18 protein-coding genes, 1 tRNA gene and 1 riboswitch are annotated in these 23,592 nt (G+C 63.8%); of the genes, 10 read left to right on the forward strand and 9 right to left on the reverse strand.

All coding sequences use genetic code 11. The features are described from left to right. Positions 1-140 precede the first annotated feature (140 nt). Positions 141-3,584: a double-strand break repair helicase AddA gene (gene addA, locus MPC4_RS17050; RefSeq protein WP_174513565.1), complete on the reverse strand. Its 3,444-nt coding sequence runs from the start codon at positions 3,582-3,584 to the stop codon at positions 141-143. Next, positions 3,584-6,733: a double-strand break repair protein AddB gene (gene addB, locus MPC4_RS17055; RefSeq protein WP_174513566.1), complete on the reverse strand. Its 3,150-nt coding sequence runs from the start codon at positions 6,731-6,733 to the stop codon at positions 3,584-3,586. Before addB ends, addA begins: the two co-directional genes overlap by 1 nt. A 248-nt stretch (positions 6,734-6,981) precedes the next feature. Continuing rightward, positions 6,982-7,103, forward strand: a riboswitch (TPP riboswitch). 58 nt (positions 7,104-7,161) lie between these two features. Here addB and thiO point away from each other — a divergent pair. The 4 genes from thiO to MPC4_RS17075 are packed head-to-tail and all read left to right on the forward strand — an operon-like array spanning position 7,162 to position 9,735. Continuing rightward, entirely contained in the window at positions 7,162-8,172 is a 1,011-nt protein-coding gene (gene thiO / locus MPC4_RS17060; RefSeq protein WP_174513592.1) for a glycine oxidase ThiO, read from the forward strand. Beyond that, positions 8,141-8,338 (forward strand): sulfur carrier protein ThiS, encoded by a 198-nt coding sequence (thiS, locus tag MPC4_RS17065; RefSeq protein WP_174513567.1) that lies wholly within the window; start codon positions 8,141-8,143, stop codon positions 8,336-8,338. The genes thiO and thiS overlap by 32 nt, the downstream gene beginning before the upstream one ends. A 1-nt stretch (position 8,339) precedes the next feature. Next, a complete protein-coding gene (locus MPC4_RS17070) occupies positions 8,340-9,137 on the forward strand; it encodes a thiazole synthase (protein ID WP_174513568.1) in 798 nt (265 codons plus the stop codon). A gap of 10 nt (positions 9,138-9,147) precedes the next feature. Continuing rightward, positions 9,148-9,735: a thiamine phosphate synthase gene (locus MPC4_RS17075; RefSeq protein ID WP_174513593.1), complete on the forward strand. Its 588-nt coding sequence runs from the start codon at positions 9,148-9,150 to the stop codon at positions 9,733-9,735. A gap of 21 nt (positions 9,736-9,756) precedes the next feature. Here the strand turns inward: MPC4_RS17075 and MPC4_RS17080 are convergent, their stop codons facing one another. Together MPC4_RS17080 and MPC4_RS17085 are read right to left on the reverse strand one after the other, a co-directional pair. Next, positions 9,757-11,535 carry a heparinase II/III family protein gene (locus tag MPC4_RS17080; RefSeq protein WP_342343639.1) on the reverse strand — a complete coding sequence of 593 codons (1,779 nt, stop codon included), beginning with the start codon at positions 11,533-11,535 and terminating at the stop codon, positions 9,757-9,759. 173 nt (positions 11,536-11,708) lie between these two features. Then, complete coding sequence (locus MPC4_RS17085; protein ID WP_425312494.1) at positions 11,709-13,127, reverse strand: RsmB/NOP family class I SAM-dependent RNA methyltransferase; 1,419 nt, start codon at positions 13,125-13,127, stop codon at positions 11,709-11,711. 174 nt (positions 13,128-13,301) lie between these two features. Here MPC4_RS17085 and MPC4_RS17090 point away from each other — a divergent pair, with 174 nt between their 5' ends. Further along, a complete protein-coding gene (locus tag MPC4_RS17090) occupies positions 13,302-13,514 on the forward strand; it encodes a DUF1674 domain-containing protein (protein ID WP_174513570.1) in 213 nt (70 codons plus the stop codon). 84 nt (positions 13,515-13,598) lie between these two features. On the opposite strand, the gene pheS is transcribed toward MPC4_RS17090, so the two are convergent. The 4 genes from pheS to murA all read right to left on the reverse strand — a co-directional run bounded on the left by pheS (position 13,599) and on the right by murA (position 18,496). Beyond that, positions 13,599-14,681: a phenylalanine--tRNA ligase subunit alpha gene (gene pheS, locus MPC4_RS17095; protein ID WP_174513571.1), complete on the reverse strand. Its 1,083-nt coding sequence runs from the start codon at positions 14,679-14,681 to the stop codon at positions 13,599-13,601. A gap of 117 nt (positions 14,682-14,798) precedes the next feature. After that, positions 14,799-16,613, reverse strand: a complete 1,815-nt coding sequence (locus MPC4_RS17100) for an aminopeptidase P family protein (protein ID WP_174513595.1) — start codon at positions 16,611-16,613, stop codon at positions 14,799-14,801. A 68-nt stretch (positions 16,614-16,681) separates the two neighbouring features. Then, positions 16,682-17,146 (reverse strand): DUF2948 family protein, encoded by a 465-nt coding sequence (locus tag MPC4_RS17105; RefSeq protein ID WP_174513572.1) that lies wholly within the window; start codon positions 17,144-17,146, stop codon positions 16,682-16,684. Positions 17,147-17,200: 54 nt separating this feature from the next. Beyond that, a complete protein-coding gene (murA, locus tag MPC4_RS17110) occupies positions 17,201-18,496 on the reverse strand; it encodes a UDP-N-acetylglucosamine 1-carboxyvinyltransferase (RefSeq protein WP_174513573.1) in 1,296 nt (431 codons plus the stop codon). Positions 18,497-18,568: 72 nt separating this feature from the next. Between murA and MPC4_RS17115 the strand changes: the two genes are divergently transcribed. The 3 genes from MPC4_RS17115 to MPC4_RS21805 all read left to right on the forward strand — a co-directional run bounded on the left by MPC4_RS17115 (position 18,569) and on the right by MPC4_RS21805 (position 19,221). Beyond that, positions 18,569-18,748, forward strand: coding sequence for a hypothetical protein (locus MPC4_RS17115; protein WP_174513574.1), 180 nt, complete (start codon positions 18,569-18,571; stop codon positions 18,746-18,748). A 198-nt stretch (positions 18,749-18,946) separates the two neighbouring features. Continuing rightward, positions 18,947-19,021: transfer RNA gene (locus tag MPC4_RS17120), tRNA-Thr, on the forward strand. Between the two features lie 29 nt (positions 19,022-19,050). Further along, positions 19,051-19,221, forward strand: coding sequence for a DUF6538 domain-containing protein (locus MPC4_RS21805; RefSeq protein WP_425312495.1), 171 nt, complete (start codon positions 19,051-19,053; stop codon positions 19,219-19,221). Positions 19,222-19,568: 347 nt separating this feature from the next. Here the strand turns inward: MPC4_RS21805 and MPC4_RS17125 are convergent, their stop codons facing one another. Beyond that, positions 19,569-21,866, reverse strand: coding sequence for a TonB-dependent receptor (locus tag MPC4_RS17125; protein ID WP_174513575.1), 2,298 nt, complete (start codon positions 21,864-21,866; stop codon positions 19,569-19,571). Between the two features lie 265 nt (positions 21,867-22,131). Here MPC4_RS17125 and MPC4_RS17130 point away from each other — a divergent pair, with 265 nt between their 5' ends. Continuing rightward, on the forward strand, positions 22,132-23,184 hold the full coding sequence (locus MPC4_RS17130; RefSeq protein ID WP_174513576.1) for an ABC transporter substrate-binding protein: 1,053 nt from the start codon (positions 22,132-22,134) through the stop codon (positions 23,182-23,184). 32 nt (positions 23,185-23,216) lie between these two features. After that, the coding region (locus MPC4_RS17135; RefSeq protein ID WP_244629075.1) for an iron chelate uptake ABC transporter family permease subunit at positions 23,217-23,592 on the forward strand (376 nt) is incomplete at its 3' end.

Genomic DNA, 23,592 nt, shown 5'->3' on the forward strand with positions numbered 1-23,592 from the left:
CGTTTCATTTCGAAAGTAAGAAGGCTCGGCTCTTGCGTCAAGGCGCCCTCGTCGGTGCGCGCTTTTTGCCGCGCCGATTCCCTGGCGCTTTAGCTGACTCTTATGTCAGAACAAATAGATACGATGATCACAAACGCGCCTTACGCCACCGCCGCGAGAGCCCCGTCTAACAAAGCGTCGTCGAGGGTCGCGACAAGAGGCCCATCGGTCCAGATCAGCAGCATGCGCAGGCGCTTGGCGGGCCAGAGCGGCGCCAGCACGGCGCGATACAGCGCCATTTGCATCAGATAGCGCGCCGGGATGTCGGCGGTGGCGCAAGGAGCGCCGGTCTTGAAATCCGCCACAAGCACGTCATCCCCCGCGATCCCCAGGCGATCGATCCGCCCTATGATCTCGATCGATTTTTCGCGCGGAAGGGCGATCTTGCCCGAAACCGCGACCTCCGCCCTTGATTCGGGGCCAAACAGGGGCGCAAGCTCCGGCGCGCCGATCACCGCGAGCGCCGCCTTGAGAAGATCTTCTCGCGTCGGCGCATCGAGATCGCCGGCTCTCGCCCCGAGAAACGCCAGCCCCGCCCTTGAGCGACTCTCCGGCGGAAGGTCGGGCAGATATTGCAGCAGCACATGCGTCAAGGAGCCGAGACGCAAAGCCTCACGCCGCGCCGGCGTCAGAGAAGAGTCAACCCAGCGATCGGCCGATGCGAGCGCGCTCGACGGCCGAATCGGCGGCGCCGGCTCCATCACCGGATCGACGCGCCGCCAGAGCCAGCCCGGCGGGGACGCTGCGGCGGCGGGGGGCGCCCGCGAAACAAGGGAGGCGGGATAACCGCCTTTCGAGACGAGACGAAGGATGCTGTCATCCGCGTTCCAGAACGCCGGGGCGTTTTCGATATCCGGATCATTCGCAAGCGCTGCGTCGATCATCTCGCCCCAGCAGCCTTGAGCGCGCCCTCTCGAGCCATGAAACCCCGCGATATAGAGCCGCTCCTCGGCCCGCGTCAGGGCGACGTAAAGAAGGCGCCGATATTCATCCTGTCCTGCGCCGCGCATATTTTCCCGCGCGAGCACCACAGCCTGGCAATCGGCCGCCTTGCGCGGCGACCAGGCGATTGCGGCGGAGGGTCCGGCGCCAAGCACAAAAATGTTCGGATCATGGCGCGGCGACGGCGCGCCGCAAGTATCCGGCAAAAAGACGATTTTGGCCTCAAGCCCTTTCGCCGCGTGAACGGTCATGACGCGCACGACGTCGGCCCCGCTCTCCATATCGCGCTTGATCGAACGCTCCACCGCCTCGAAGTCGGACAGAAAGCCTGAAAGCGAAGGCGCCGCCTCCGCCTCATGGGCGAGAGCGAGGCGCAAAAATTCGTCAATGGCGTCGGCGGCCTCCGGGCCAAGCCGCGCCTCCATCGCGCGCCGCCCGCCATCCTCGCAGAGCAGACTGGAATAGAAGGCGAAAGGATTTTGCGCGGCGCGGCTGCGCCAAAGGTCAAGCTTTTGCCCCGCCGCCTCACATTTTTCCTTGCGCGAGGCTTTGAGCGCCTCGAAAAGACTCGCCGGGCGGCGCGGGGCGAGCGCTAAAAGATCGTCATCGTCAAAGCCGATCAGCGGCGATTTCAAAACCGCGGCAAGGTTCAGGTCGTCCTCGGGCAGAAGCGCCGCGCGCCCCGCCGCGACAAGGTCAAGCACAGCGATATGTTCGGCAAGCTCAAGCCGGTCGGCGCCGGCGACAGGCACGCCATTCTGCTTAAGCGCTCGAATCACGGCGTCGAAAAAGGCGCCGCGCGTTCGCACCAAAATGAGAATATCGCCCGCGCGGATAGGACGCGCGCCGCCGCCCGCGCTGTCGTAAACACACTCTCCCGACCCCTCAGCAATAAGACCGGCGATCTTTTGCGCGACGCGCTGCGCAATAAGGCTTGCCGGGTCCACCTCGTCCAGAATGTCGAGCGGCAGCCTCCAGTCGCGCGCGCTCTCGCGCGCCTCGGCGCCAACCGGCGGCCAGATCTCAACGAGGCCCGGAAGCTTTTCCTTCAAGGCTTCATGCGGCATCCAGACGTCGAGATCAGCGACGAGCCCATTTTGATGGGCTGGCGGAGCAAACACTTTGTCGACGGCCGCCAGCACGCCGGGCGCCGAGCGAAAAGATTGCGTCAACCGCACATGCGCGAAGGTCTCCGCTCCGGCGGTGAATTTACGCTCGAATTTCTGCCGCATCTCGCCGAACATATGCGGCGCCGCGCCCTGGAATGAAAAGATCGACTGCTTTTCGTCCCCGACGGCGAAGAAAGTCCGGGCGCTTGTCGCGCTGCCCGCGCCGACCGCGAAGTCGCCCGTCAGCCGCTCGAGAATCCGCCACTGCGCGGCGCTCGTGTCCTGCGCCTCGTCGACGAGAATATGGTCGATCCCGGCGTCGAGCTTATAAAGCACCCATGCCGCCTCGGACCGTTCGAGCAGCGCCAGCGTCTTCGACACGAGATCATCGAAGTCGAGGATGCCGCGCGCGGCCTTCATCGCCTCATAGCGCTGGAAGATCGCATCAACGAGGAGAGCCAGCGCGACTGAGCGCTCCACGGTGGCGGCGGCTTTCTGTTCGGCGCGTAGAAGCTCGAGCCGCTCCTGCTCGGCATAAAACCCGGCCTCGATGTCCGGCCGCTGTTTCGCCAAAGCCTTGGTGAGGAGGCTGACATATCGCTCGTCATCGCCCTTGAAGAAAATCGAAAGATAAGAGCCAAGGCAGGATTCGGCGTCTCCATCCGCCCGATGCGAGGCCGCTTGCCGGAACAACGCCGCCCTCTTGCAGTCTGTTGCGCCGCCTGCTTCGAGAAATGTGGCGATCTCGCGCCATCGCGCCGGAGTGAGGCCGTCCTCGATCATCTGCCGCCTGATCGCGGCGACGTCCCGCCCCGCGGCCAGCCCCAGAGCCCTGCGAAGACTGGACTCATGATTCTGCGGCCAGGACGCGCGGGACATGGCGCGATGGCGCATCGCCTCCTTGACGAGGGTTTCGAATCCCTGCCCCGAGCAATCCTCCGTCACGCGCGAAAGCATGGCCGCGAGCGCCGCGTCATCGCGGGATGCGTGATCCAGCACCTCGCGCCGGGCGCGCTGCAACAGTTCGGCCTGCCCCGTCTCATCGGCGACCTCGAAACGCGCGGGCGCGTTCGCCTCGAACGGAAAGAGATGAAGCAGCCTTTCGCAGAAGGCGTGAATGGTCTGGATTTTCAGCCCGCCCGGCGTCTCGACCGTCCGCGCAAAGAGTTTCCGCGCCGCGACTCTGTCCCGCGCGCCGGGGTCTGGCGCGCCGGTCGCGATGATTGATTTGCGCAGGTCCGCGTCGTCGAGCCGCGTCCATAGCGCCAGAGTATCGAAGACGCGCGTCGCCATATTCGCCGCCGCCGCCTTGGTGAAGGTCAGGCAGAGTATTTTCGAGGGCGGCGCGCCTTGCAGCAGCAGCCGCACGACGCGCTGGGCGAGCACATGCGTCTTGCCGGAGCCGGCATTGGCGGAGACCCACACGGAAGCGCCGGGATCTGAGGCCTGACGCTGCTTTTCCAGCGTGTGCAGAGGGATGTTGGCGAGAGCCATTATGCGCCGCCCTCCGTCTCGCCGCTCAGCGACCATTCCTTGACCCGCGCCAGATGGTCATAGGCGTTGTAGGTCTTGGCGAATTTGGGGAACGGGCGCGCTGGATAGGGCGTCGCCGGATCGCGGAACTGGGTCAGCAAAGCGATGAGCGCGGCAAAGTGATCGTCCGCCACGTCCATGAAGGTTGTCTTTTCCCGCGCGAAATCGACCGGCTTGATCTCGCCGCCATCTGCGCCGCCGAGTTTCAGGTAGAGGCCGAAAATCGCGTCTCGATCGGGCGGAAGATCAAATGCGCCGCGGCGGGCCATCGCCGCCTCAAGCGTGAGCTGCGGCGCGAAGCCGACCAGAATCTCTTTGGTCCCCGGCGGCGTCCCTGTTTTATAATCAATGAGCGTGATCGAGCCGTCCTTCGCCAACTCGATGCGATCCGCCCGCGCGGTCAGGATGAAGGGCGACCCATCGCCGAGCGTCAGTTCGAGCTTGCCCGAGATTTCGCTTCTGATTTGCTCAACGCCGTCCCGCCGCCCCGCCTCAAAGCGCAAATAAAAGTCGATCATCTTTTCAAGACGCGGCCAGGCGAAGCCACGAAAATCGGGATCATCCAATTGATCCTTCAGTCCGTCGCGCAAGAGCTGGCGAAGCTCGTCGCGCGCCCCCGTGGGCAGTTTTCCGCTGGCATGGGCTTTGACGAAAAGCTCCAATGCGGCGTGAATGGCGCTGCCGGTTTCCGCCGGCCCGGCGGCGCGCCCGATCGGCGCCAATTCGGCAAGTTCGAGGATTCTTTCGGCATAGAGCGCATAAGGGTCGCGCCGCAAGGTCTCGATCTTGGTGACGCTGAGGCTCGAAGGACGCAGCTCGAGGGGCGGTCTTGGCGCCGGCCGCCTGATCGGCGGCGCGGGCGCGAGGGGGCGGTCGATCGCGCGCGCAAGATCGACATAGACCTGTCCCCGCAAGACGCAGCCGCGCCAGCTCTCATCGCCCAGCGCCGCAAGCCGCTGCAGGAAACGCGACGCGACGGTCGGCGCGCCGCCGCGCTTTTGCGCGCGGCTTAGGATCACCGTTGCCCGCGCAAAACCTTGCGTAAAATCATGCGCCGTCTGGCCGAGCTTGCGCTCGGGCGGCGTCAGGCCCAGCGCCGCGCGCATCGGCCGGTTGAGAAAGGCGTCGGCGCGCGCCTGCGGCGGCCAGACTGTCTCGTCGAGGCCGCCGAGCAGCATCAGATCAGCGTCCATCAGGCGCGCTTCGAGGAGGCCGAGAATCTTCAATCGCGGATGCGCCTTTTGCGGTCCGCGCAACCTGGCGTCGCGCGCCACAGCCGCGAAGAAGAAGCCGTAGGATTCGGCGTCGAAGCGCATGCCGGCCGTCGCGTTTGCGAACAGTTCATCGAAGAGGGCGTCGAGCGCTCCGACATCCTCGCCGCTCGTTCGCGCGTCCTCCCCGGCCGTGATCGCTGCGATCGCCGCCCGATGCGCGCTGATCCAGCTTTTGAGATCGTGCTCGCCTTCGAGGGCGAGCGCCGGTGCGAAGGCCGCGGCGAGGCGGCGGAGCAGATCCTCAAGCATCTCCCATTCGGGCGCGGAAATGCGCCGTTTGGCCGGATGGGCGAAACGATCCCTCGCTTCCGCCCGCGCCATAGCGATCGCGCGCGCGGGATCAGCGACGACGCGAGCGCCTCGCTCGCCCGCCGCGCTGGAGCGCAAGACGCCGATTTCGAAGAGGGAAGACAGACGCCCGATGTCATCGCGCAAGAATCCAAGACGCACTCCGGGATGGGCCAGCAGCGCCGCGAGGCTCGCCGCGCTCATGTCCTCGGCGGCGCAGGCGATGGCGAGCCGCGCCAGAACGCCCGCAGGGCTCGCGCTCAGAGGATCGCCGCCGGAATCATCGACCGCGACGCCCCAGCGCAGCAATTCGGCCGCGACGCGCCGCGCCAATTCGCGGTCCGGCGTCACCAGCGCCGCCGTTTGCCCGGGCGCCTCCAAAACCTCGCGCATGGCGATGGCGAGGCCCAGCGCCTCCTCGCGCTCATCAGCGGCTTCGATCAGGCTGACGCCCGCTAGCGCCTCGTCGAGCATGGCGCGGTCGATCCGGCCGCGATAGGCAATCCATTCATCCGTGGCCTCGGCGGGGCGCAGAGCCTGCGACAGGAATTGCTCCCTGAGGCGCTGACTGACCGATGTCTCGCCAAGCGGCGCGACGTCCGCGCGGGAGAGCTGCAGCGTGCGCAAAAGCCGGCTCATCGCCGCCTGCGGATGGGTGAAGGCGGCCTCATGCTCGCCGTCTCCGCCAATCAGCGCAAAGGCGGCGTCATCGAGGTCGAGATCAAGGCCCGGCAGCACGACGGCGCCTTTGGGCGATTCAGCGATGGCTTTGAGGAGACGCGCCGTCGCCCGATTGGATCCTGTCGAGCCGATCGCAACGACCGGTCCCTGCCACCGTCCCTCGCGCAATTTTATGCTTTGCTTTTCGATCAGCGCGACCTGGCGCCGCGCCTTGTCGACGAGCCCGCGCTCATCCAGAATTTTTGGCCATCCCTTGATCGCGATATTCAGGAAATCGAGCGTGATGCGCCAATAGGGATCGAACTCCGGCAGCACCAGGGGATCGAGCCTTTCCCAGTCGATGTCCTCAATGATCAGTTCATCAATGAGCCCCGCCAGTTCGCCGGACAGATGCCAGGCGTCGGCGGCGGTGGTCGCGACGAGAAAAGACTCCCGCGCGTCGACCACATAACCGCCTTGCGCGTCGACGCGCACGATGGCGTGGCGCAGGGCTCGCGCCCAGGACAGGATCAGCTCTGAAAGCTGCATGCGCCGCGCGATGTCGCCCATCGCCAGAGGCAGATCGAGCGGCTGGCCGAGTTCGTCTCCGGCGCCCTCCTCGAAGATGAGGCTCGTCTCGGTCTCCTCCAGCGCGCCGAGCGGCAGGATATGCGGCAGCAAGGTCGCGCTGGCGCCGACCGCGCGGGAAAACTCGTCCGTCAGCGCGCGCGCGGCGCGGCGCGTCGGCACATAAATGGTCGCTTCCGCGAGCGCCAACGGCCCAAGTTTTTTGGAAAACCCTTCGACGACATCGCCATCAAGGAAGGCCTTGGCGAAGGTCTTCAGAAAGGGCGCGCTCGGCGCGATGGTGAAGACGTTCTTTTTCACGCGGGCCTTTCGTGAAAGGTAGCGGGGGCGGCGGCTATCATAGGCTTGCAGAATCGGCGGCCTATGGCATCGGCCGGTCTATCCACAGATTGCACAGGATCCCGCCTTAAACGCAGCCACAAGAGAAGCTAAAAGCTTTGGCCCGTACGACGCGACGTGGAGAACATATCAGGAACTCATGTGCCGAGCAACTGCCGTGCTCGAGACCTTGCGCTTGACGCCCGGCTCGCGCGCGCTTACCTATGGTCGCGCAAACCTAGGGGATCCCCGTCAGGGGGCTGAGAGGCTGGCAACGCTTGAATAAGCGGCCCGGCGACCCTTCGAACCTGATCCAGCTCGCACTGGCGTAGGGATGGTGAACCTTTGAATTTCTCTACCAATAGAGTCCCCCACTCCGCCGGCCTCCTCTTCTGGAGGCGCGCATGACCTTGCGCGTAAAAATCATTGGCGCGGGCGTCGCCGGGCTGACGACGGCTTATGAATTTGCCCGCGCCGGCTGCCGGGTCGAGCTTATTGAACGGCGCGAGGGGCCAGGGCTCGGCTGCTCCTATCTCGCCGGCGGCATGATTGCGCCCTGGTGCGAGGCGGAAAGCGCCGAGCCGCTTGTCGTCGATCTCGGCGTCGAATCGCTGCGCTACTGGACCGGGACCGTGCCGGTCGCAGAGACGCATGGCTCCCTTGTTATCGCTCCCAGCCGCGACCGGCCGGAGCTGACGCGCTTTGCGCGCCGGACGCGCGAATATGAGCGGATCGGCGCGGCGGCGATCGCAGCGCTCGAGCCGGACCTTGAAGGCCGTTTCGACGAGGCGCTGTATTTTCCGCGTGAGGCTCATCTCGATCCGCGCGCGGCGACGGCGGCGCTCGCCGCGCGTCTTGACGCAATGGACAATGTGAGTTTGCGATATGGCGTCGAGGCTGACCTGCGCGAAAAGGACGCCGACTGGATCGTCGATTGCCGTGGGTTTGACGCGCGGAAAACGCTGCCTGCCCTGCGCGGCGTCAAGGGCGAAATGCTGGTCCTTTACACGCGTGAGGTTGAACTCACACGGCCGATCCGGCTGATCCATCCGCGCAATCCCGTCTATATCGTGCCGCGCGGCGACGGGCGCTTCATGATCGGCGCGACGATGATCGAGAACGACGAGGCTGGCCGCATCACCGCGCGCGCGATGCTGGAGCTTCTGGGCGCCGCCTATGCCGTGCATCCGGCCTTCGCGGAAGCCGAAATCATCGAGACCGGCGCCGGCGTCCGTCCCGCCTTCGCCGACAATCTGCCGCGCATCGGCGTCAACGACAATATGATCACCCTCAATGGCCTCTATCGGCACGGGTTCTTGCTGGCGCCCGCGCTGGCGCGACGGGTCGTTGATGTCGCTCTCCACGGCGCCAGCCTCGCGGAGGAGTTGGATGCAAATAGAAGTCAACGGCAAGAGGCTTGAGGCCGCCGCCGATACGCTCGCCGCCCTGCTGCGCGAACTTGATTATGACGATCATCATGTCGCAACCGCGCTCAACCAGAAGTTTGTGCGCAGGACCGACCGCTCGGAGACGAGATTGAAAGAGGGCGACAAAATCGAAATCGTCAGCCCACGGCAGGGAGGCTGATATGGACGCCGACGCGCTCAGCCTTTACGGCGTTTCGTTTGCCTCTCGGCTCATCGTCGGGACCGCGCAATATCCCTCCCCCGCGATTCTCAGCAACGCGATCGCGCAGGCGAAGACCGAGATCGTCACCGTCTCGCTGCGGCGTGAATCGGGATCAAGCCGCGCGGGCGAAAATTTCTGGGCGCTGATCCGCCAGCTCGGCGTGCGCGTGCTGCCGAATACCGCCGGCTGCCGCACTGTGAAAGAGGCTGTGACGACGGCAGAGATGGCGCGCGAAGTGTTCAACACGCCCTGGATCAAACTGGAGGTCATCGGCGAAGAAGACACACTGCAGCCTGATGTTTTCGGCCTCGTCGAGGCGGCGGCCATTTTGAGCCGCGACGGCTTTCAGGTGTTTCCTTATACGACCGAGGATCTTGTCGTCGCCGAAAAACTGCTCCGCGCCGGCTGCGAGGTGCTGATGCCGTGGGGCGCGCCGATCGGAACCGGGCGCGGCCTCAATAATCCTTATGGCCTGCGCGCCTTGAGAGCGCATTTTCCGCAAGTTCCGCTGATCGTCGACGCCGGCATCGGCGCGCCTTCTCATGCCGCGGCGGCGATGGAGCTTGGCTATGACGCGATTTTGCTCAACACCGCCATCGCCAAGGCCGGCGATCCCGCCACTATTGCGCGCGCCTTCGCCCTCGCGGTTGAGGCCGGACGCATGGCCTATCGCGCCGATCCGATGCAGCCGCGCGATATGGCGGCGCCCTCGACCCCTGTGATCGGGCGCGCCTTCACGGATCTCGCGCGTGCTTGATCCATTTTATATGATCGTCGACAGCTCGGACTGGATCGCAAGGCTTCTGCCCTGCGGCGTGCGGCTCGTGCAACTGCGCGTCAAGGAGGCTCCCGACGATATTTTGAGCGCGGAAATCCGTAAAGCCAGGGCGCTGTGCGAAACAGCGGGCGCGCAGCTCGTCGTCAATGATTATTGGCGTCATGCCATCGACGCCGGCTGCGACTTTATTCATCTCGGCCAAAGCGATCTCGACACGGCTGACCTGCCGGCCATTCGACGCGCCGGGATAAGTATCGGCGTTTCGACGCATGACGAGGCCGAGCTTTTTCGCGCGCTTGAAACAGAGCCGGATTATATTGCGCTGGGGCCGGTCTATCCGACGATTTTGAAGAAAATGCCTTTCGCGCCGCAGGGCCTCGCCCGGCTCGGCGAATGGAAGAAGCGCATCGGCGCAATCCCGCTCGTCGGCATTGGCGGCGTGACGCTCGAGCGCGCGGCCGGCGTCTTGGAGGCAGGAGCCGACAGCGCGGCGGTGGTGACCGACATCACGCTCAGCGCCGATCCAGAGCAGCGCGCGCGCGACTGGACGAAGGCGACGCGGCGCTTCGCGCATTAAAGGATCGCGAACGGCGGCGCATCAGCCTTCCGGCGCCGCATCGCGCTTTTTCTTCTCGAGCTGGCGAAAGCTCCAGGCGATCTCAAGATCGTCTTCCGTCTCGCCCTCGATGACGATCTGGGCGCAGGCGCGCGGACCATCGGGCGCCGCGAAGAAAATGCTCTCCTCGATTTCGGCCATCCATAAGGTCTCGAACAGCCAGCGCCTGCCGTTCGGCAGCACGCAAAGGACGGCGTGACCTTCGCGCACCCGTTTCAACCGTACATTGGGATGGATATGAAAGCGCAAGGCGAAGGGACGCCGCTCCATCGAGCCGGCCGGGCCAGAGGCGCGCAGGCGATCCGCGCCGTCGAGCCATTTGCCGTCCCTGTGCAAGGCGAGGCGGCGCTGATGGATAAGTCCGAAGCGCGGCTCATAACCATTATGCTGGATGACGAGCGTTGAGCCAGACGCCTCGTCCCGGCGCTCGACGTCCACCGGATCCGGCCCTGAGACGATCTCGTCGCCGAGCCATTTGCGCAGGCCGACGTGAAAGGCGAAACGGCATGAGGAGGTGTCATCGACGACGAGGGTCGAATGCGCGGCCGTCATGCGCGCGGCTTCCTGCGCCGTGGCGCGGTTGGCGTCCGGCGAACCGCAATTCAGGACGAGACGCTGCGCGCCGACGGAAAACTCGAAGGACGCGCAGCCCGCATGAGCGCGCGTCGAAAAAATCGGCGGCGGCGGCCGGCCGGCGTCAACGATGACGATGGCGTCCTGCATCTCAAGGCGCTGATAGCCCGAGTGCGGCGCGTTGGTGAGAGCGCGGGCGCGGACGTCGTCATAGGCAAGCACGGTCGCAAGCTGTTCCGGCGGCGTAACGCCCATGCCGTTGAACAGGGCGAGCGTGCCGTCGCCATGCCGGAAAAGCCTTAGCATGGGCATCATGCGGTCGATGGCGTTGAGGAGCTGCGATGGCGGCTGCACGCCGCGCGCGGCATAAGTCTGCCGCAACGGCAACAGATCGAGCAGAAGGTCGATGAGAATTTGCGGATTGCGGCTGACATGCCCGCCATCGGGAAGAATCTGGCGCTGCAACTCCTCGGCAAGCAGCCTCGTGCTCCGCTGCAGCAGCTTGCCGGCGCCTTCGGCGCAAAGGCCCAATTCGACAAGGGCGACGGCGACGATGAGGCGATCCTCTCCGGCAAGGCCCTCGGCGAGTTTGCGCTCGAGAAACTGCTCGGTGCGCCCGATGCTTTTCATGAAGCGGCGGTAGAAGACGCGGTCGGCGCCGTGCAGAATGATCGGCGATTGCGACAGCCACGACAGGAGGCGGCGCGCGGCGGTGCGCGGCTCCCACGCCGGCCCGTGACCCGGCTTGCCTGAGGCGGTGAGAAAATCCTCGACGAGGGCGCGCGCGTTGGCCTTGGCGATCGCCGTATCGGCGGCGCGCAAATGGCGCAACCAGCTAAAACTCGAAAGCGCCCGCGCCCAGGCTTCCGATCGCGGTTCGAGCTCGAAGGGGGAGCGCCCATGCGCGTTGACGATCTTGCCGCCAAAGGCGAAATAGCCCGCATAAATGTCAGCCGCGAGGGTCGGGTCGCTGGTTCGGATGTCCTGCGGCGCGATCAGCAAACGTTCGGGCGGGCGCTGACGCAATCCGGTCATGAGACGCCAAGGCGCCATCGACAAACGCCAGAGGGCGCTCGCGCCGCGCGCGGCAAGAAGACCCGCGACATGCAGCCGATCCTTTAAAATCGCGCCGGCCACAGGTCTTAACTCCTCGACTTCCTGGCTACCCGAGCCGTAACGATCCCGCACGCGGCGCGCGCTTTCACGACGACGATCGGCGCCAGAAGCATTTTCACGCGAAGCAGCCGCCGCTTGCGCCAGGAAAATGCGATAAAACAGACAGTTAGAGAAATTTGCCGATTCGCTGAAACCGGAAAACTCCTGGCAAGGTTAAATTATCCGTGAAAATCCTCTCGGCTTTATTAACCACGCCGCATCAATCGGGCCGCGAAAAACCCGTCAAGGCCGGACAGTCTCGGATCATCGGCGGGAAGATGCGAGGGCAAGGTCCGCAATTCGCCATTTTGGTTGATGACCCCGGCGACCTCGCCGACCTCGCCCGGCAAAATCGGCGACCGGAGCACATCGGGATTGCGTCGAAGCAGCGCGGAGATCTGCAGCTCGCCTTCCTCGGGCTCGAGGGAACAGGTGCAATAGACGATCACGCCGCCCGGTTTCACGAGCTCCACCGCCTTGTCGAGCATACGCGATTGCACCGCGGCGAGCGTCGCGACGTCGGTCGCCTTCTTGATCCAGGCGATGTCAGGATGACGCCGGATCGTTCCGGTCGCAAGGCATGGCGCATCGAGCAGGACCGCATCGAAGGGTGGCGCCTTGAGGCCGGCGATGTCGGCGACGATGATGTCGGCATGGAGATTGAGCCGCGCAAAATTGGCGGCAAGACGTTTCAGCCGTTCCGCCGAGCGGTCGATCGCCGTGACCGTCGCGCCCGCCGCCGCGAGCTGAGCGGCTTTGCCGCCGGGCGCCGCGCAAAAATCGGCGATCCGCATGCCGGGGCTGGGGTCGAGCAGGCGCGCCGGCAACGCCGCGGCCGCGTCCTGCACCCACCATTCGCCATCCGCATATCCGGGCAGTTCCGTAATGGCGGCATGCGTGGTCAGTCGAACGGAGCCTGTGGGCAGAACCACGCCGCCGAGCCGTTCCGCCCAAAGCGCGGGATCAGATTTCACGGTGACATCGAGGGTCGGCTCGTCGCGATTGGCGCTCGCGATGGCGCGCGCCAGCGCCTCGCCGTAGATCTTGCGCCAGCGCGCGGCGAGCCAGGGCGGCGTGTCATCATCGAGCGGATCGCTCTTCGCCAAAATCTGGTCCCGGCCCCGCGCGAGATTACGCAGGACGCCATTGACGACCCCCGCGAAGGGGGCGCTTTTCGTCTCGAGGCGCGTCGCGCGCACCGCGAGATCGACCGCCGCGTGATCGGGCACATCGAGGAAGAGGATCTGCGCCGCGGCGGCGATCAGCGTCCACTCGAGATAGGAGACCTGACGCGGCAGCGCCTTGTCCAAAAGTTCGCCCAGCGCCGCCCGGATGGTGCCGAGCCGGCGCAGCGCAACGGTGACGATCGAGCGCGCAAGCGCCACATCGCGCGCGTCGAGGCCGCCGAGCCGCGCGGGAATCGCGCCCGGCGAAAAACATTCTTCGAGCGAATGGGATTTGCCGACGATATCATTGAGAATGGCGGCCGCGGCGATGCGCGCCGGCAAGCCCGGATGCTGCTCGGCTTCGAGTCTCGAAGCGTCGGCGTACCCACTTTGACCCGGCCGATTGAGCGCGCCTTTGCGGTTGCGTTGTCGATCGGGCCGGCGCGGAGGTGCGTTCAAACTCATGCTCCGCCAGGGGGCTTTTTGATGACTGGGATCAGGGTTTTGCCAGATGTGCCTTGAATCGCTGCTCTTATATCATGGCCGGCAAGATTTCGCGCGGGCTTTTGTCCCAATCCAAAAGCTTCTAAAAGCGTAAACACGCCTTTGATGCAAAAATCTGGGGAAAAATGGATGAGCACTGAAGAGAAGACCGACGGCGGCGCAGCGGCCTCCGCGATGGATCTGCCCGCCGCCGCCCGCCGCGCGCTTGCCGAGGCGGAGGAACGCCGCCGCGCCAAAGCGCGGGAAAGCGCGGAGCGGCCCAGGGAAATCAATGGCCGCGATGGACCCGAGCCGGTGCGCTACGGCGATTGGGAGGTGAAAGGCATCGCGAGCGATTTTTAGGCGCGTGCGTTTCGATGGCGCTTGGCTCCGCGTCTCAGGCGATCGCTCCGGCGTTATTGAAACCTTGGCGTGAAATACGGCGCCTCAACCGCTCAAACCGCCAGCCAATGTCGGAAGATCGAGCGGCCGGAAGCCGTAATGCTTCAGCCATCGCACGTCCGCCTCAAAGAAGGCGCGCAGGTCCGGCATGCCATATTTCAGCATGGCGAGGCGGTCGATGCCGATGCCCCATGCAAAGCCCTGGTAAACGTCGGGATCAAGGCCGCAATTGCGCAGGACATTGGGGTGCACCATGCCGCAGCCGAGGATTTCGAGCCAATCCTCGCCCTCTCCAAAGCGCACTTCTCCGCCCTTGCGCGAACATTGGACGTCGGCCTCCATCGAAGGCTCGGTGAAGGGGAAATAGCTCGGCCGGAAGCGCATCTTCACCTCGGGCACTTCAAAGAACGCCTTGAGGAATTCTTCGAGAATCCATTTCAGATGGCCAAGATTGGCGGAGCGGTCGATGACGAGACCCTCGACCTGATGAAACATCGGCGTGTGGGTCTGGTCGGAATCACAGCGGTATGTGCGCCCGGGGCAAATGACGCGGATCGGCGGCTTTTGCGTCAGCATGGTGCGCACCTGGACCGGGCTCGTATGGGTGCGCAAAACCCTGCGATTGCCGTCCTTGTCGGGATTGAAGAAGAAAGTGTCGTGCATGTCCCGCGCGGGATGGTCCGGCGGAAAGTTCAACTTTGTGAAATTATAATCGTCGCTCTCGATATCCGGCCCTTCGGCAATCGCAAATCCCATGTCGGCGAAGATCTCGGCGAGTTCATCCATCACCTGCGTCACCGGATGGATGCGGCCGAGCGCGACGCCTTGCGCCGGCGCCGGCAAAGTGACGTCGATCGTCTCGGTCTTGAGCCGCGCCTCGAGCGCCGCCTCTTTCAGCACCGCGCGCCGCTCCGCCAGCGCCGCATTGACGTTGTCCTTGAGGCTGTTGATCGCCGCCCCTTCGCTCTTGCGCGCCTCCGGCGTCATCTTCCCAAGTCCCGAAAGCAGCGCCGAAATCGAGCCCTTTTTGCCGAGAGCCGACACCCTCACAGCATCAAGCGCCGCCTCGTCAAGGGCGGCCGCGATTTCCGCAAGGATCGTCGTCTGGAGTTCGTTCAGGTCGGACATGATGTGGAGCGTCTCGATGAGAAGGATATCTGGAGCGTCAAGCGGAAAGGGCGCGGCGCATTTGCATCTGGAACAGATGAAGAAAAAGCCGTTGCTGTCAATTTGAAATGAAAGGCGTCATATCCGCTTTGTCGCTTTGGCTAGCCAGCGCCGCGCGCCCGGCTCGAGCAGAGGCGAAAGCTCATGCCGCACGCGCGCATGATAGGCGTTGAGCCAGGCGATCTCCTCCGCGTCGAGAAGGCTCGGTTCGATCAGCTCGAGGTCGATCGGGGCCAGCGTCAGGGTTTCAAATCCGTTCATTTCGAGTTCGGCGCCATTGATGCTTCTCGGCTCGACGACGACGAGATTCTCGATGCGGATGCCCCAATGCCCGGCGCTATAATAGCCGGGCTCGTCCGACAAAATCATCCCAGGCTCAAGGGGCGTCGAACCGAGCTTTGAGATGCGCTGCGGCCCCTCATGCACGGACAGATAGGAGCCGACGCCATGCCCTGTGCCATGGTCAAAATCGAGGCCCGCGCGCCACAGCGGCAGCCGCGCCAAAGCGTCGATCTGCGCGCCCGACGTGCCTTTGGGAAAGACCGCGCGGGCGATCGCGATATGACCCTTGAGGACGCGCGTAAAGCGGTCGCGCATCTTGGCGGTGGGACGCCCGACCGCGAGCGTGCGCGTGATGTCCGTCGTGCCGTCTTCGTACTGGCCGCCGGAATCGATCAGGAAAATGCCATTGCGGATGCGCGCATTGGTCTTGATCGTAACGCGATAATGCGGAATGGCGGCGTTCGCGCCCGCGGCGGCGATGGAGGGAAAGGACACATCCTTCAGCTTGCCGGTTTCGCGCCGGAACGTTTCAAGCGCTTGCGCCGCATCAATCTCCGTAAGCTTCCCCGCGGGCGCATTTTGCGCAAACCAATGAAGAAAGCGCACAAAGGCTACGCCATCCCTTATGTGCGCCGCGCGCGCGCCGGCAATCTCGGCGGCGTTCTTGCGGGCTTTCATCAGCGCGATGGGATCGGAGCCGATGTCGCAGACCCCACCCGCGGCCTTGACGATTCCGACCAGCCTGGACGGCGCCGTCGCCGCGTCGAACAACACCTTCTTGCCTTTGCGGCCAAGCTCCTCGAGATCATGCTCGAGATGCCGCGGCTCTTTCAGATCGGCGAGTTGGGAGAGCGTTCCGCGCAGCTTCTCGCCAAGCTTGCGCGCATCCACGTAGAGGCGTGGCTTGCCAGTCTTGAAAATCAGCGCGTGGGCAAGCGGCAAAGGCGTGTGCGAAACGTCCTGGCCGCGAATATTGAAAACCCAGGCGACGGAGTGCGGATCGCTTACGACGAGGAGATCATTACCTGCGAGAACCGCCGCTACGCGGGCAAGTTTTCGCGCCGCCGTCTCGCCGGCATGCTTGCGCGCATGCAGAGTGATCTTGCCGAGCGGCGGCGCGGGCCGGTTCGCCCAGATGACGTCAATGGGATTGCGTTCGACTGGGATCAAGGCGCCGCCCGCCGCCTCAACCGCCTTGGCGAAACGCTCGACCTGGCCCGGCGTATGGAGCCAGGGGTCGTAGCCTATCCGGGAGCCGCGACGCAGATTCTCTTCGAGCCATGCCGACGGCGTCGCCTTGGCCAACGCGACCGGCTCGAAAACGGAGAGATCGACCTGATCCATCACCGCAAGCGTATAGCGGCCATCGACGAAAACCGCGGCCCGATCGCGCAGAACGACGGCAAGTCCCGCCGAGCCGGTGAAGCCGGACAGCCATGCGAGCCGCTCTTCTGATGAATCGACATATTCGTTCTGATGCCGGTCAGCCCGCGGAACGATAAACCCGTCGAGGCCGAGGCGCCGCAATTGGGCGCGTAGCGCCGCCACCCGAGCCGACGTTTGTGAGGCGTCGGCCTGATCCTCAAAGGATTGAAAAAGACTTTCGAACATGGCCGCCAGAGTAGGGGCAAGTCCGCCGCGCCGCAACCCGCTGGCGCTCGAAACCCCGGCGGCAATGTTCACTCAGAACGGGGTTCCTGATTGCAGGGATGGCCAGGCAGCGCCTTCGCCTTCCAACGCTCATCGCGGTCGCGCAGACGCGCTTCGAGGCATTCCACCTGGAGCCGGAGCGCGCAGCCGCCCGAAAAGATGAGATCAATCTCGCCGCCCGGCGAGGCGGTCTCCCTGAAGCCGATGCTGAGCAGGTTCAGGATGCGCGTTTTGTCACGCTGCGCGAAGCCCGCGCACGACACCTTCAAAACGCGCTCGAAATGGAGCCCTGTGCGGCAACGCTCCAAGCAGCCCGTCGCAGCCTTCACCCAATCGAAACGCGCCGCAAGAAAAGCGAACTGTTTCGAGTCGGCGAGAAACGCCATGTCGCCGACCTGGACGAGAGCATCCTGCAGATTGGCCGATATGACTTCGAGATCTTCCTGGTCGAATGCGACCAGACGAAGCTGTTGAAGCGCCGCGGTCTCGCTCATCGAAATATCCCGTGGATGTATTATTTAAGCATCTGGGTTGCGAACGGTCCCGCGTCAAGCCGGATTCGACAGACGCTCGATCATCGCGCCGCAGCCGCCGAGCTTGTTCTCGAGATGCTCGAAGCCACGATCAAGATGGTAGACGCGATTCACCATGGTCTCGCCTTCCGCCGCCAGCGCGGCTATGACCAGCGACACTGAAGCGCGCAGATCGGTCGCCATGACAGGGGCGCCCTGAAGGTGCTCGACGCCCTCGACCAGGGCGACGTCGCCGTCGAGCTTGATATGGGCGCCAAGGCGCGCCAGCTCCTGCACATGCATGAAGCGATTTTCAAAAATTGTCTCGGTGATTTTGGAGCTGCCCTTAGCCTTTGTCATCAAGGCCATGAACTGCGCCTGCAGATCGGTCGGAAAACCCGGAAAGGGCGCGGTGGTGATGTCGACCGGCATGATTCCCGCGCCATTGCGCCGGACCCTTATTCCCTCATTCGTCACGGCGACATTGGCGCCCGCCTGCTCGATGGCGTCGAGCGCGCTCTGGAGAAGGCCGGCCTCGGCGCCTTCCAGCATGACGTCGCCGCCTGCCATGGCCGCGGCAATGGCGTAGGTTCCGGCTTCGATCCGGTCGGGCAGGACGCGATGGCTCGCGCCATTAAGGCTGCCGACGCCCTCGATCTCGACGAGCGACTGTCCGGCGCCTTTGATCTTCGCGCCCATCTTGATGAGACAATCAGCCAGATCGACGATCTCCGGTTCGCGCGCCGCGTTGACGAGCAGAGTGTGGCCATGCGCGAGCGAGGCCGCCATCAGCGCCGTATGCGTGCCGCCGACCGTCACTTTGGGAAAATCGATCGTCGCGCCCTTGAGGCCCTTAGGCGCCTTGGCGTGAACGTAGCCGGCCTCGATCTCTATGCTCGCGCCAAGCTTTTCCAACGCCATGATGAGGAGATCAACCGGCCGCGTGCCGATGGCGCAGCCGCCGGGCAGCGAAACCTTGGCCTCTCCCATACGGGCGAGCAACGGCGCGATGACCCAGAAGCTCGCCCGCATTTTCGAGACGAGTTCGTAAGGGGCCATCGTATCCACGATGTCGCGGGCGGTCAGATGAATCGGGCGGCTGGCATTTGGCGCGGCGCCGAATCGCCGGCCGTCGATGGAATGATCGACGCCGTGATGGCCGAGAATGCGCAAGAGCATGCTGACGTCGGCGAGGTTTGGAACGTTGTCGAGAGTCAAAGTCCCCGCGGTGAGCAGAGAAGCGATCATCAGCGGCAACGCCGCGTTCTTGGCGCCCGAAATTTGAATGACGCCGTTCAGCGTTTGGCCGCCGACGATGCGAATGCGATCCATCAATCCTCCATTTTCCAACCCCGTTGGAACATTGCGCGCGCTGAATCAGCCTTTTTCAGCTGGATTGCCGCCTTGAGCGACGTCTCGCGCTCCACCGGCCGGGGCGCCTTCCAGCGTTTCTCCCACGGCTTGATCCTTTCGGCGATCCCGGCTCTGCGCCTTGCGCCGACTCAAATTGGCCCGCAGCGCCGCCGCGAGGCGCTCCCGCTCGGCCTGTTTGCGGTCGGCAGGCGCATCTCGCCCCTCGTGTGAAGCGGAAGCGTCGAAGCGGGAACTTCCCATCTTCTCACCCTTGTTTCAAGGCCCGGCCCGGCTCAAGCCGCCGTCATCCAGTGCTTTTAGAGCGGCGCGGCAGGTGAGACAAGCTTCCTGCTGGCATCGCCCGATCTGGCTTGCCTATCTGCCGCGCCTATGGCACATACGCCTCCCATCCCGCCCTGAGAGGCGTCGGCTGCGGTAGCTCAGTGGTAGAGCACTCCCTTGGTAAGGGAGAGGTCGAGAGTTCAATCCTCTCTCGCAGCACCATTCTATCTCCTTGATATCTCTAAAACATCTTGAAAATCAGTCGTTTCCGTCCATTCTGGTGCTACAAAGTTGGCGCGAAAATCGCTGGCAAGGTCAAGCATCTGATAAACCGGCAAGGCAATTTTTATGCGCGCATCGTCGTGCCGATTTCCCTACGCTCGATCGTCGGCAAAACCGAGTTTCGCGCCGCCCTCGGCTAGTTCAATCCATCCTCGACCAAGCCAAAAACCCGAACGCCGATGACTGGGCGATCGGGGCGGTTCGCCTTCTTGACGAAGATTCGGCGAACTCGACAGTCGCCGAATCTTCGTCAAGAGCGTTCTCCGCCGTCGAGGCGTCCGAAGTTTCTGGCCAAGGCCTCCGGCCGCGTCGGGCTTTGTCGGCGCCGCGTTGATCTGTTCCCGCTGGACTGGTTCTTCATCTCCATCTCGTTTCGACGGAGTCCAATTCAAACCGAGAGCATATCTTGAATGCCGTTCCCCTGCTTGATTTGATTCGAGTCCGCACAGCTGGCGCCGCGCCTTCGGAACATGTGCGCCAGAGCCTGTCAGAGCTTCATGGCGATCTTGCCTATGACCGCGCGCGGCGCCCCCGGATAGTAGAAGGCGTTGGTCAGCGACGACTGCTGAAAGTAGGAATTATTGATAAATCCGATGTATTGCGCGTTGAGGAGATTGCTGATTGTGAGGCTCGCCTCGAGCGTGGCGGCCGGAAGCTGGAAATGATAGGCGAAGTTGAGGTCAACCGTCGCATAGCCCGAAAGATATTGCGTGCGAGTCGTATCGCCCCAGCGCGAGCCCGTGAAATTGGCGACGGGCGTGAAGGCAAAATCCCCGTAGCGCCATGTGCCGCCAAGCGCCGCGGTCCATTCCGGCACGTCCGGGAGCTGCGTCCCCGTGACATTGGCGCCAGCGTAAGTCGCCGCCGATGCGCCGGCTAGCACCGGCAGATTGGAGACGAAGACGTTCCGATCATAGGACATGGAGGCGAAAATATCGAGCGTCTCGATCGGCTTCCAGCGACCGAGCAATTGCGCGCCATAGGCGAGCGACTGGCCGACATTCTGGGCATATTGGATGCCGATGCCCGGATCGTAGGTGACGCCTTTGTTGTAGTTGCGCGAAACATAGCCCGTCGGCTCGATCGAGAAGACGCCGAGGCCGGAAACTTCATGGGTCCAGCGCAGGCCAGCGTCGAGCGCCGCCGACGTTTCGAGCTTGATCTGCTGCCAGAGCTGATTGGCGGTGATCCCCTTCGCCGCAAAGGCGGCGGCGTTCGTCTGATATACGGGAAAAGCGTCGTAAGAGGGTCCGCCATAATTGGCGCCGGCGCTCGCCCGCAATTGCAGCTCGCTGGTCAGATCGTAGCTCGCCGCCATGAAGGGCAGGAAAGCGCCTGTGGTGTGGCTCGTTACGCTGTTCGCGGCAATAACTCCTGGCGAAGCCGCAAGCGCCGCGTCATAGGAGAGTCCGCCAACTCCGGCGCCAGAGTAGGCGTTGACGCCGGGCATGTCGTTCCAGACATAGCGGCTGCCGAATTCAAGGCGCAGATCGCCGAGCCGTTTCTCCATCGTCGCGTAGACGCTCTGGAACTGGTTGCGGCTCGTCTCCTGCGCAAGCAACATCCACATCGGGCCGACAAGGGAGCCGCTCGTCGTCGGCGCGTAGGTCCGCCACGCCGTCGGCGGCCCCGGCAAGCCGAGCGACGTCCACCAATATCCGAGCTTCATGTCGGTATCTGCGACGCGGCCCTGAATTTCGGCCGTGAGCCCATACCAGTCGTGATCGATGATCCAGTTGCGGATGCGGCCATTGGCGAGAGGGTCCCAGTAATTGCCCTGTTCATTTGTGTAAAACGGCTTCAGCACAATCTTTGCGGAATCCGAGAGCGCATAGGTGAATTCGCCGAGAAGCGCCCAGTCGTTGAAATTCTGGCGGACGTTCTTGTAGTAATTGGCGAGCGCAAAAGGGCTCGTCGAATAGCCGAAATAATTGTTGGCCCCGAGATTTTTGACCTGAGCATAGGTCAGCGCCGGCAGCGTATTCTGACGCATGCTGTTGTAGGAGAAGAAAAGCTTGGCGTCGAAGGCCTCGATTTGTGTATGGAGACCCGCCGCGACATTGAAATTATTATTGGCCGCCTTGCCGGGGCTACGCCAGTTGTCGGCGTCCGTCCAGGATCCTGAAACAAAGGCGTTGGTCGTGCCGTTGAACAACAGACCCGTATCGACGCGGGAGAAGCTGCGCAGGAAATTATAGGAGCCAAAGCCTTGCGAGAATTCCGCGCCGGGCTTTGTTTCGGGCCACCGCAGCAGCGAATTGACGACGCCGGCGTTAGTGAAGAAGGAATTGACGTCGGATGCGACCGGTCCCTGATAGAGTTCGATCGCCTTGATGTTTTCGGTCGCGAACAGCCATTGCGCTCCTGCCCCGGGGTTGACGCCGGCGAGCGGAACGCCATCGAAAGTGATGTTGCTCGAGCCATGTTGCGGCAGTTCGCCGCGCACCCGAAACCCCTTGTTGCCGCCCGGAATATTGGAAAGGCCATAAGGGTCGAGAGCCGGCGCGTCGACCGAGGGCAGGATCGAAACCGCGCGATAGGGGTTGGCCGCCCCGCCCGGATTGAGGATGTCGATGATGGTCGGCCCGACTTCATAAACCGTCGCCGGCGTGTTCTTCGCCGCCACCGTGTCCGGCGTTTGCGCGCTCAAGGCGTCGACATTGACGGTCGATAAAACGACAGCCTGATCGGGATTGGCCGATTGCGCGTGGGCCTCGAGCGCGAGGCAAGAAACCGCAGAGGAGAGGATAAGAAGCGCTTTACGAGATTTTTGCGAACTGGCCATCTTTTCGACCTTCGACGTCGGGACAAAAGGCGAGCGCCACGCGGTCCGCTCCAATGCGTCCGCGATTCAGCTTGCCCGTCGTGGATTGCTGTATATATTAATATACAGCACGGCTCGCGCTGAGAGCAAAACGATTTGACCGCTCCCGCGCCCTTCAAGCGTAAGTGTTGCATTATAGTCGCAGTTTTTGATCTGCTCCCCTTGAAGCGGCCCATTGCTTTTGCAGGCTTAACGCCGGCTTCAGGCTCGAAGGAACGATAAGACGATGGCCATCTTCAGAGGCTCCCGCAAAGCCTGGTTCGCGCTCGCAGCGGCGCTTCTGGCGGCGTTTTTAGCAGCGCCGGCTACGGCGCGCGAAATCGTCGACATGACCGGCCGGCGCGTCGTCCTGCCGGAACGGGTCGAGCGCGTCTATGCAACCGCCCCGCCGGTTGCGCTCGTCGTCTATGCGGTCGATCCCAAGACGCTGCTCGGCTGGAATTTTCCGCCCTATCTGCCGCGCCCGGGCGATAGAGCGCGATTCATAGCGCCGGACGCGCGCGACCTTCCAGTGCTCGGCAATATGATGGGACATGGCCAGCAGACCGGCCTTGAGGCGCTGCTCGCGCTAAAGCCCGACATCGTCGTCGGCTGGGCCAACACCTTCCTTGAAGGCGCGCCACTCGAAAAGCGCTTCGCCGAGGCGGGCGTGCCGCTCGTCCTCATGAAGATCGATACGCTCGCCGATTATCCGAAGGCCTTCGCCCTGATGGGCGAGATCCTGAGCGCGCCGGCGCGCGCCGGCGCGCTCGCGGGTTATGTGAGCGCGGCGCTCGCCCGGCTCGACGCCCATGTCGCAGCGCTGAAGCCGCCGCGGGTCAAGGTCTATTACGCCGAATCGCCGGACGGTCTTGCGACCGATTGCGACTTGTCGATCCACGCCGAGGCGATCAGGCGCGCCGGCGGCGAGAATGTCTACCACTGCAAACAGGCCGAACTGGTCGGGCTTGAACATGTCAGCCTGGAGGAGATCATCTCCTGGGCGCCGGACGTCATCGTCACGGCGGAAGAGGCGTTCGCCGGACGCGCGGCGGCCGACCCGCGCTGGCGCGCCGTGAAAGCGGCGGGTGATGGCGGGATCGTGCGCGTTCCCCGCCTGCCGTTCAACTGGATCGACCGGCCGCCGGGCTATATGCAGGCGCTCGGCGCGCAATTTCTGGCGCACCGCTTTTACCCCGACGCCTTTCCGCTCGACGTCCGTGATGAAACGAAGAAATTCTACGGGCTTTTTTTCAATGTCGATCTTGACGACGCCGATCTTGACCGGTTGTTGAATTAGCCTGCCATGCGCATGGCGCGGGAAGGAGCGAGGTGTCAGACATTTCCGCAGGCATAAGGCTCGCAAAAGCGTGGTCGCTCGCGTCGGGGAGCCTGTTTGCCGCCGCTCTCATCGGCGCAGTCGCGCTGGCGGCCTCGAGCGCCCTCGCCATCGGCCGCGCCCCTGTCGGCCTGATGGACGTCGGCCGCCTTGTTCTCGCCTCCGCGGGCCTCATTCACCTGCCTGCGGCTGACTATGATTTTCTCTACAATGTGATCGTTCAGATCCGGCTGCCGCGCATCCTGGCCGCCTGTCTCATCGGCGCGGCCCTCGCCGCATCCGGGGGCGCCTATCAGGCGGCGTTTCGCAACCCTCTCGTCTCCCCCGACATTCTGGGCGTTTTGAGCGGGGCGGCGTTCGGGGCGGTGG

Source organism: Methylocella tundrae, from assembly GCF_901905185.1.
GTDB lineage: Bacteria > Pseudomonadota > Alphaproteobacteria > Rhizobiales > Beijerinckiaceae > Methylocapsa > Methylocapsa tundrae.

Bases quoted from the DNA above. Each gene is read 5' to 3' on its own strand.
- MPC4_RS17100 (WP_174513595.1), bottom strand. From the start codon at position 16,613: ATGTTCGAAAGTCTTTTTCAATCCTTTGAGGATCAGGCCGACGCCTCA.
- murA (WP_174513573.1), bottom strand. From the start codon at position 18,496: ATGGATCGCATTCGCATCGTCGGCGGCCAAACGCTGAACGGCGTCATT.
- MPC4_RS17130 (WP_174513576.1), top strand. From the start codon at position 22,132: ATGGCCATCTTCAGAGGCTCCCGCAAAGCCTGGTTCGCGCTCGCAGCG.
- thiS (WP_174513567.1), top strand. From the start codon at position 8,141: ATGCAAATAGAAGTCAACGGCAAGAGGCTTGAGGCCGCCGCCGATACG.
- MPC4_RS17090 (WP_174513570.1), top strand. From the start codon at position 13,302: ATGAGCACTGAAGAGAAGACCGACGGCGGCGCAGCGGCCTCCGCGATG.
- addA (WP_174513565.1), bottom strand. From the start codon at position 3,584: ATGGCTCTCGCCAACATCCCTCTGCACACGCTGGAAAAGCAGCGTCAG.
- pheS (WP_174513571.1), bottom strand. From the start codon at position 14,681: ATGTCCGACCTGAACGAACTCCAGACGACGATCCTTGCGGAAATCGCG.
- MPC4_RS17125 (WP_174513575.1), bottom strand. From the start codon at position 21,866: ATGGCCAGTTCGCAAAAATCTCGTAAAGCGCTTCTTATCCTCTCCTCT.
- MPC4_RS17075 (WP_174513593.1), top strand. From the start codon at position 9,148: ATGATCGTCGACAGCTCGGACTGGATCGCAAGGCTTCTGCCCTGCGGC.
- MPC4_RS17070 (WP_174513568.1), top strand. From the start codon at position 8,340: ATGGACGCCGACGCGCTCAGCCTTTACGGCGTTTCGTTTGCCTCTCGG.
- MPC4_RS17105 (WP_174513572.1), bottom strand. From the start codon at position 17,146: ATGAGCGAGACCGCGGCGCTTCAACAGCTTCGTCTGGTCGCATTCGAC.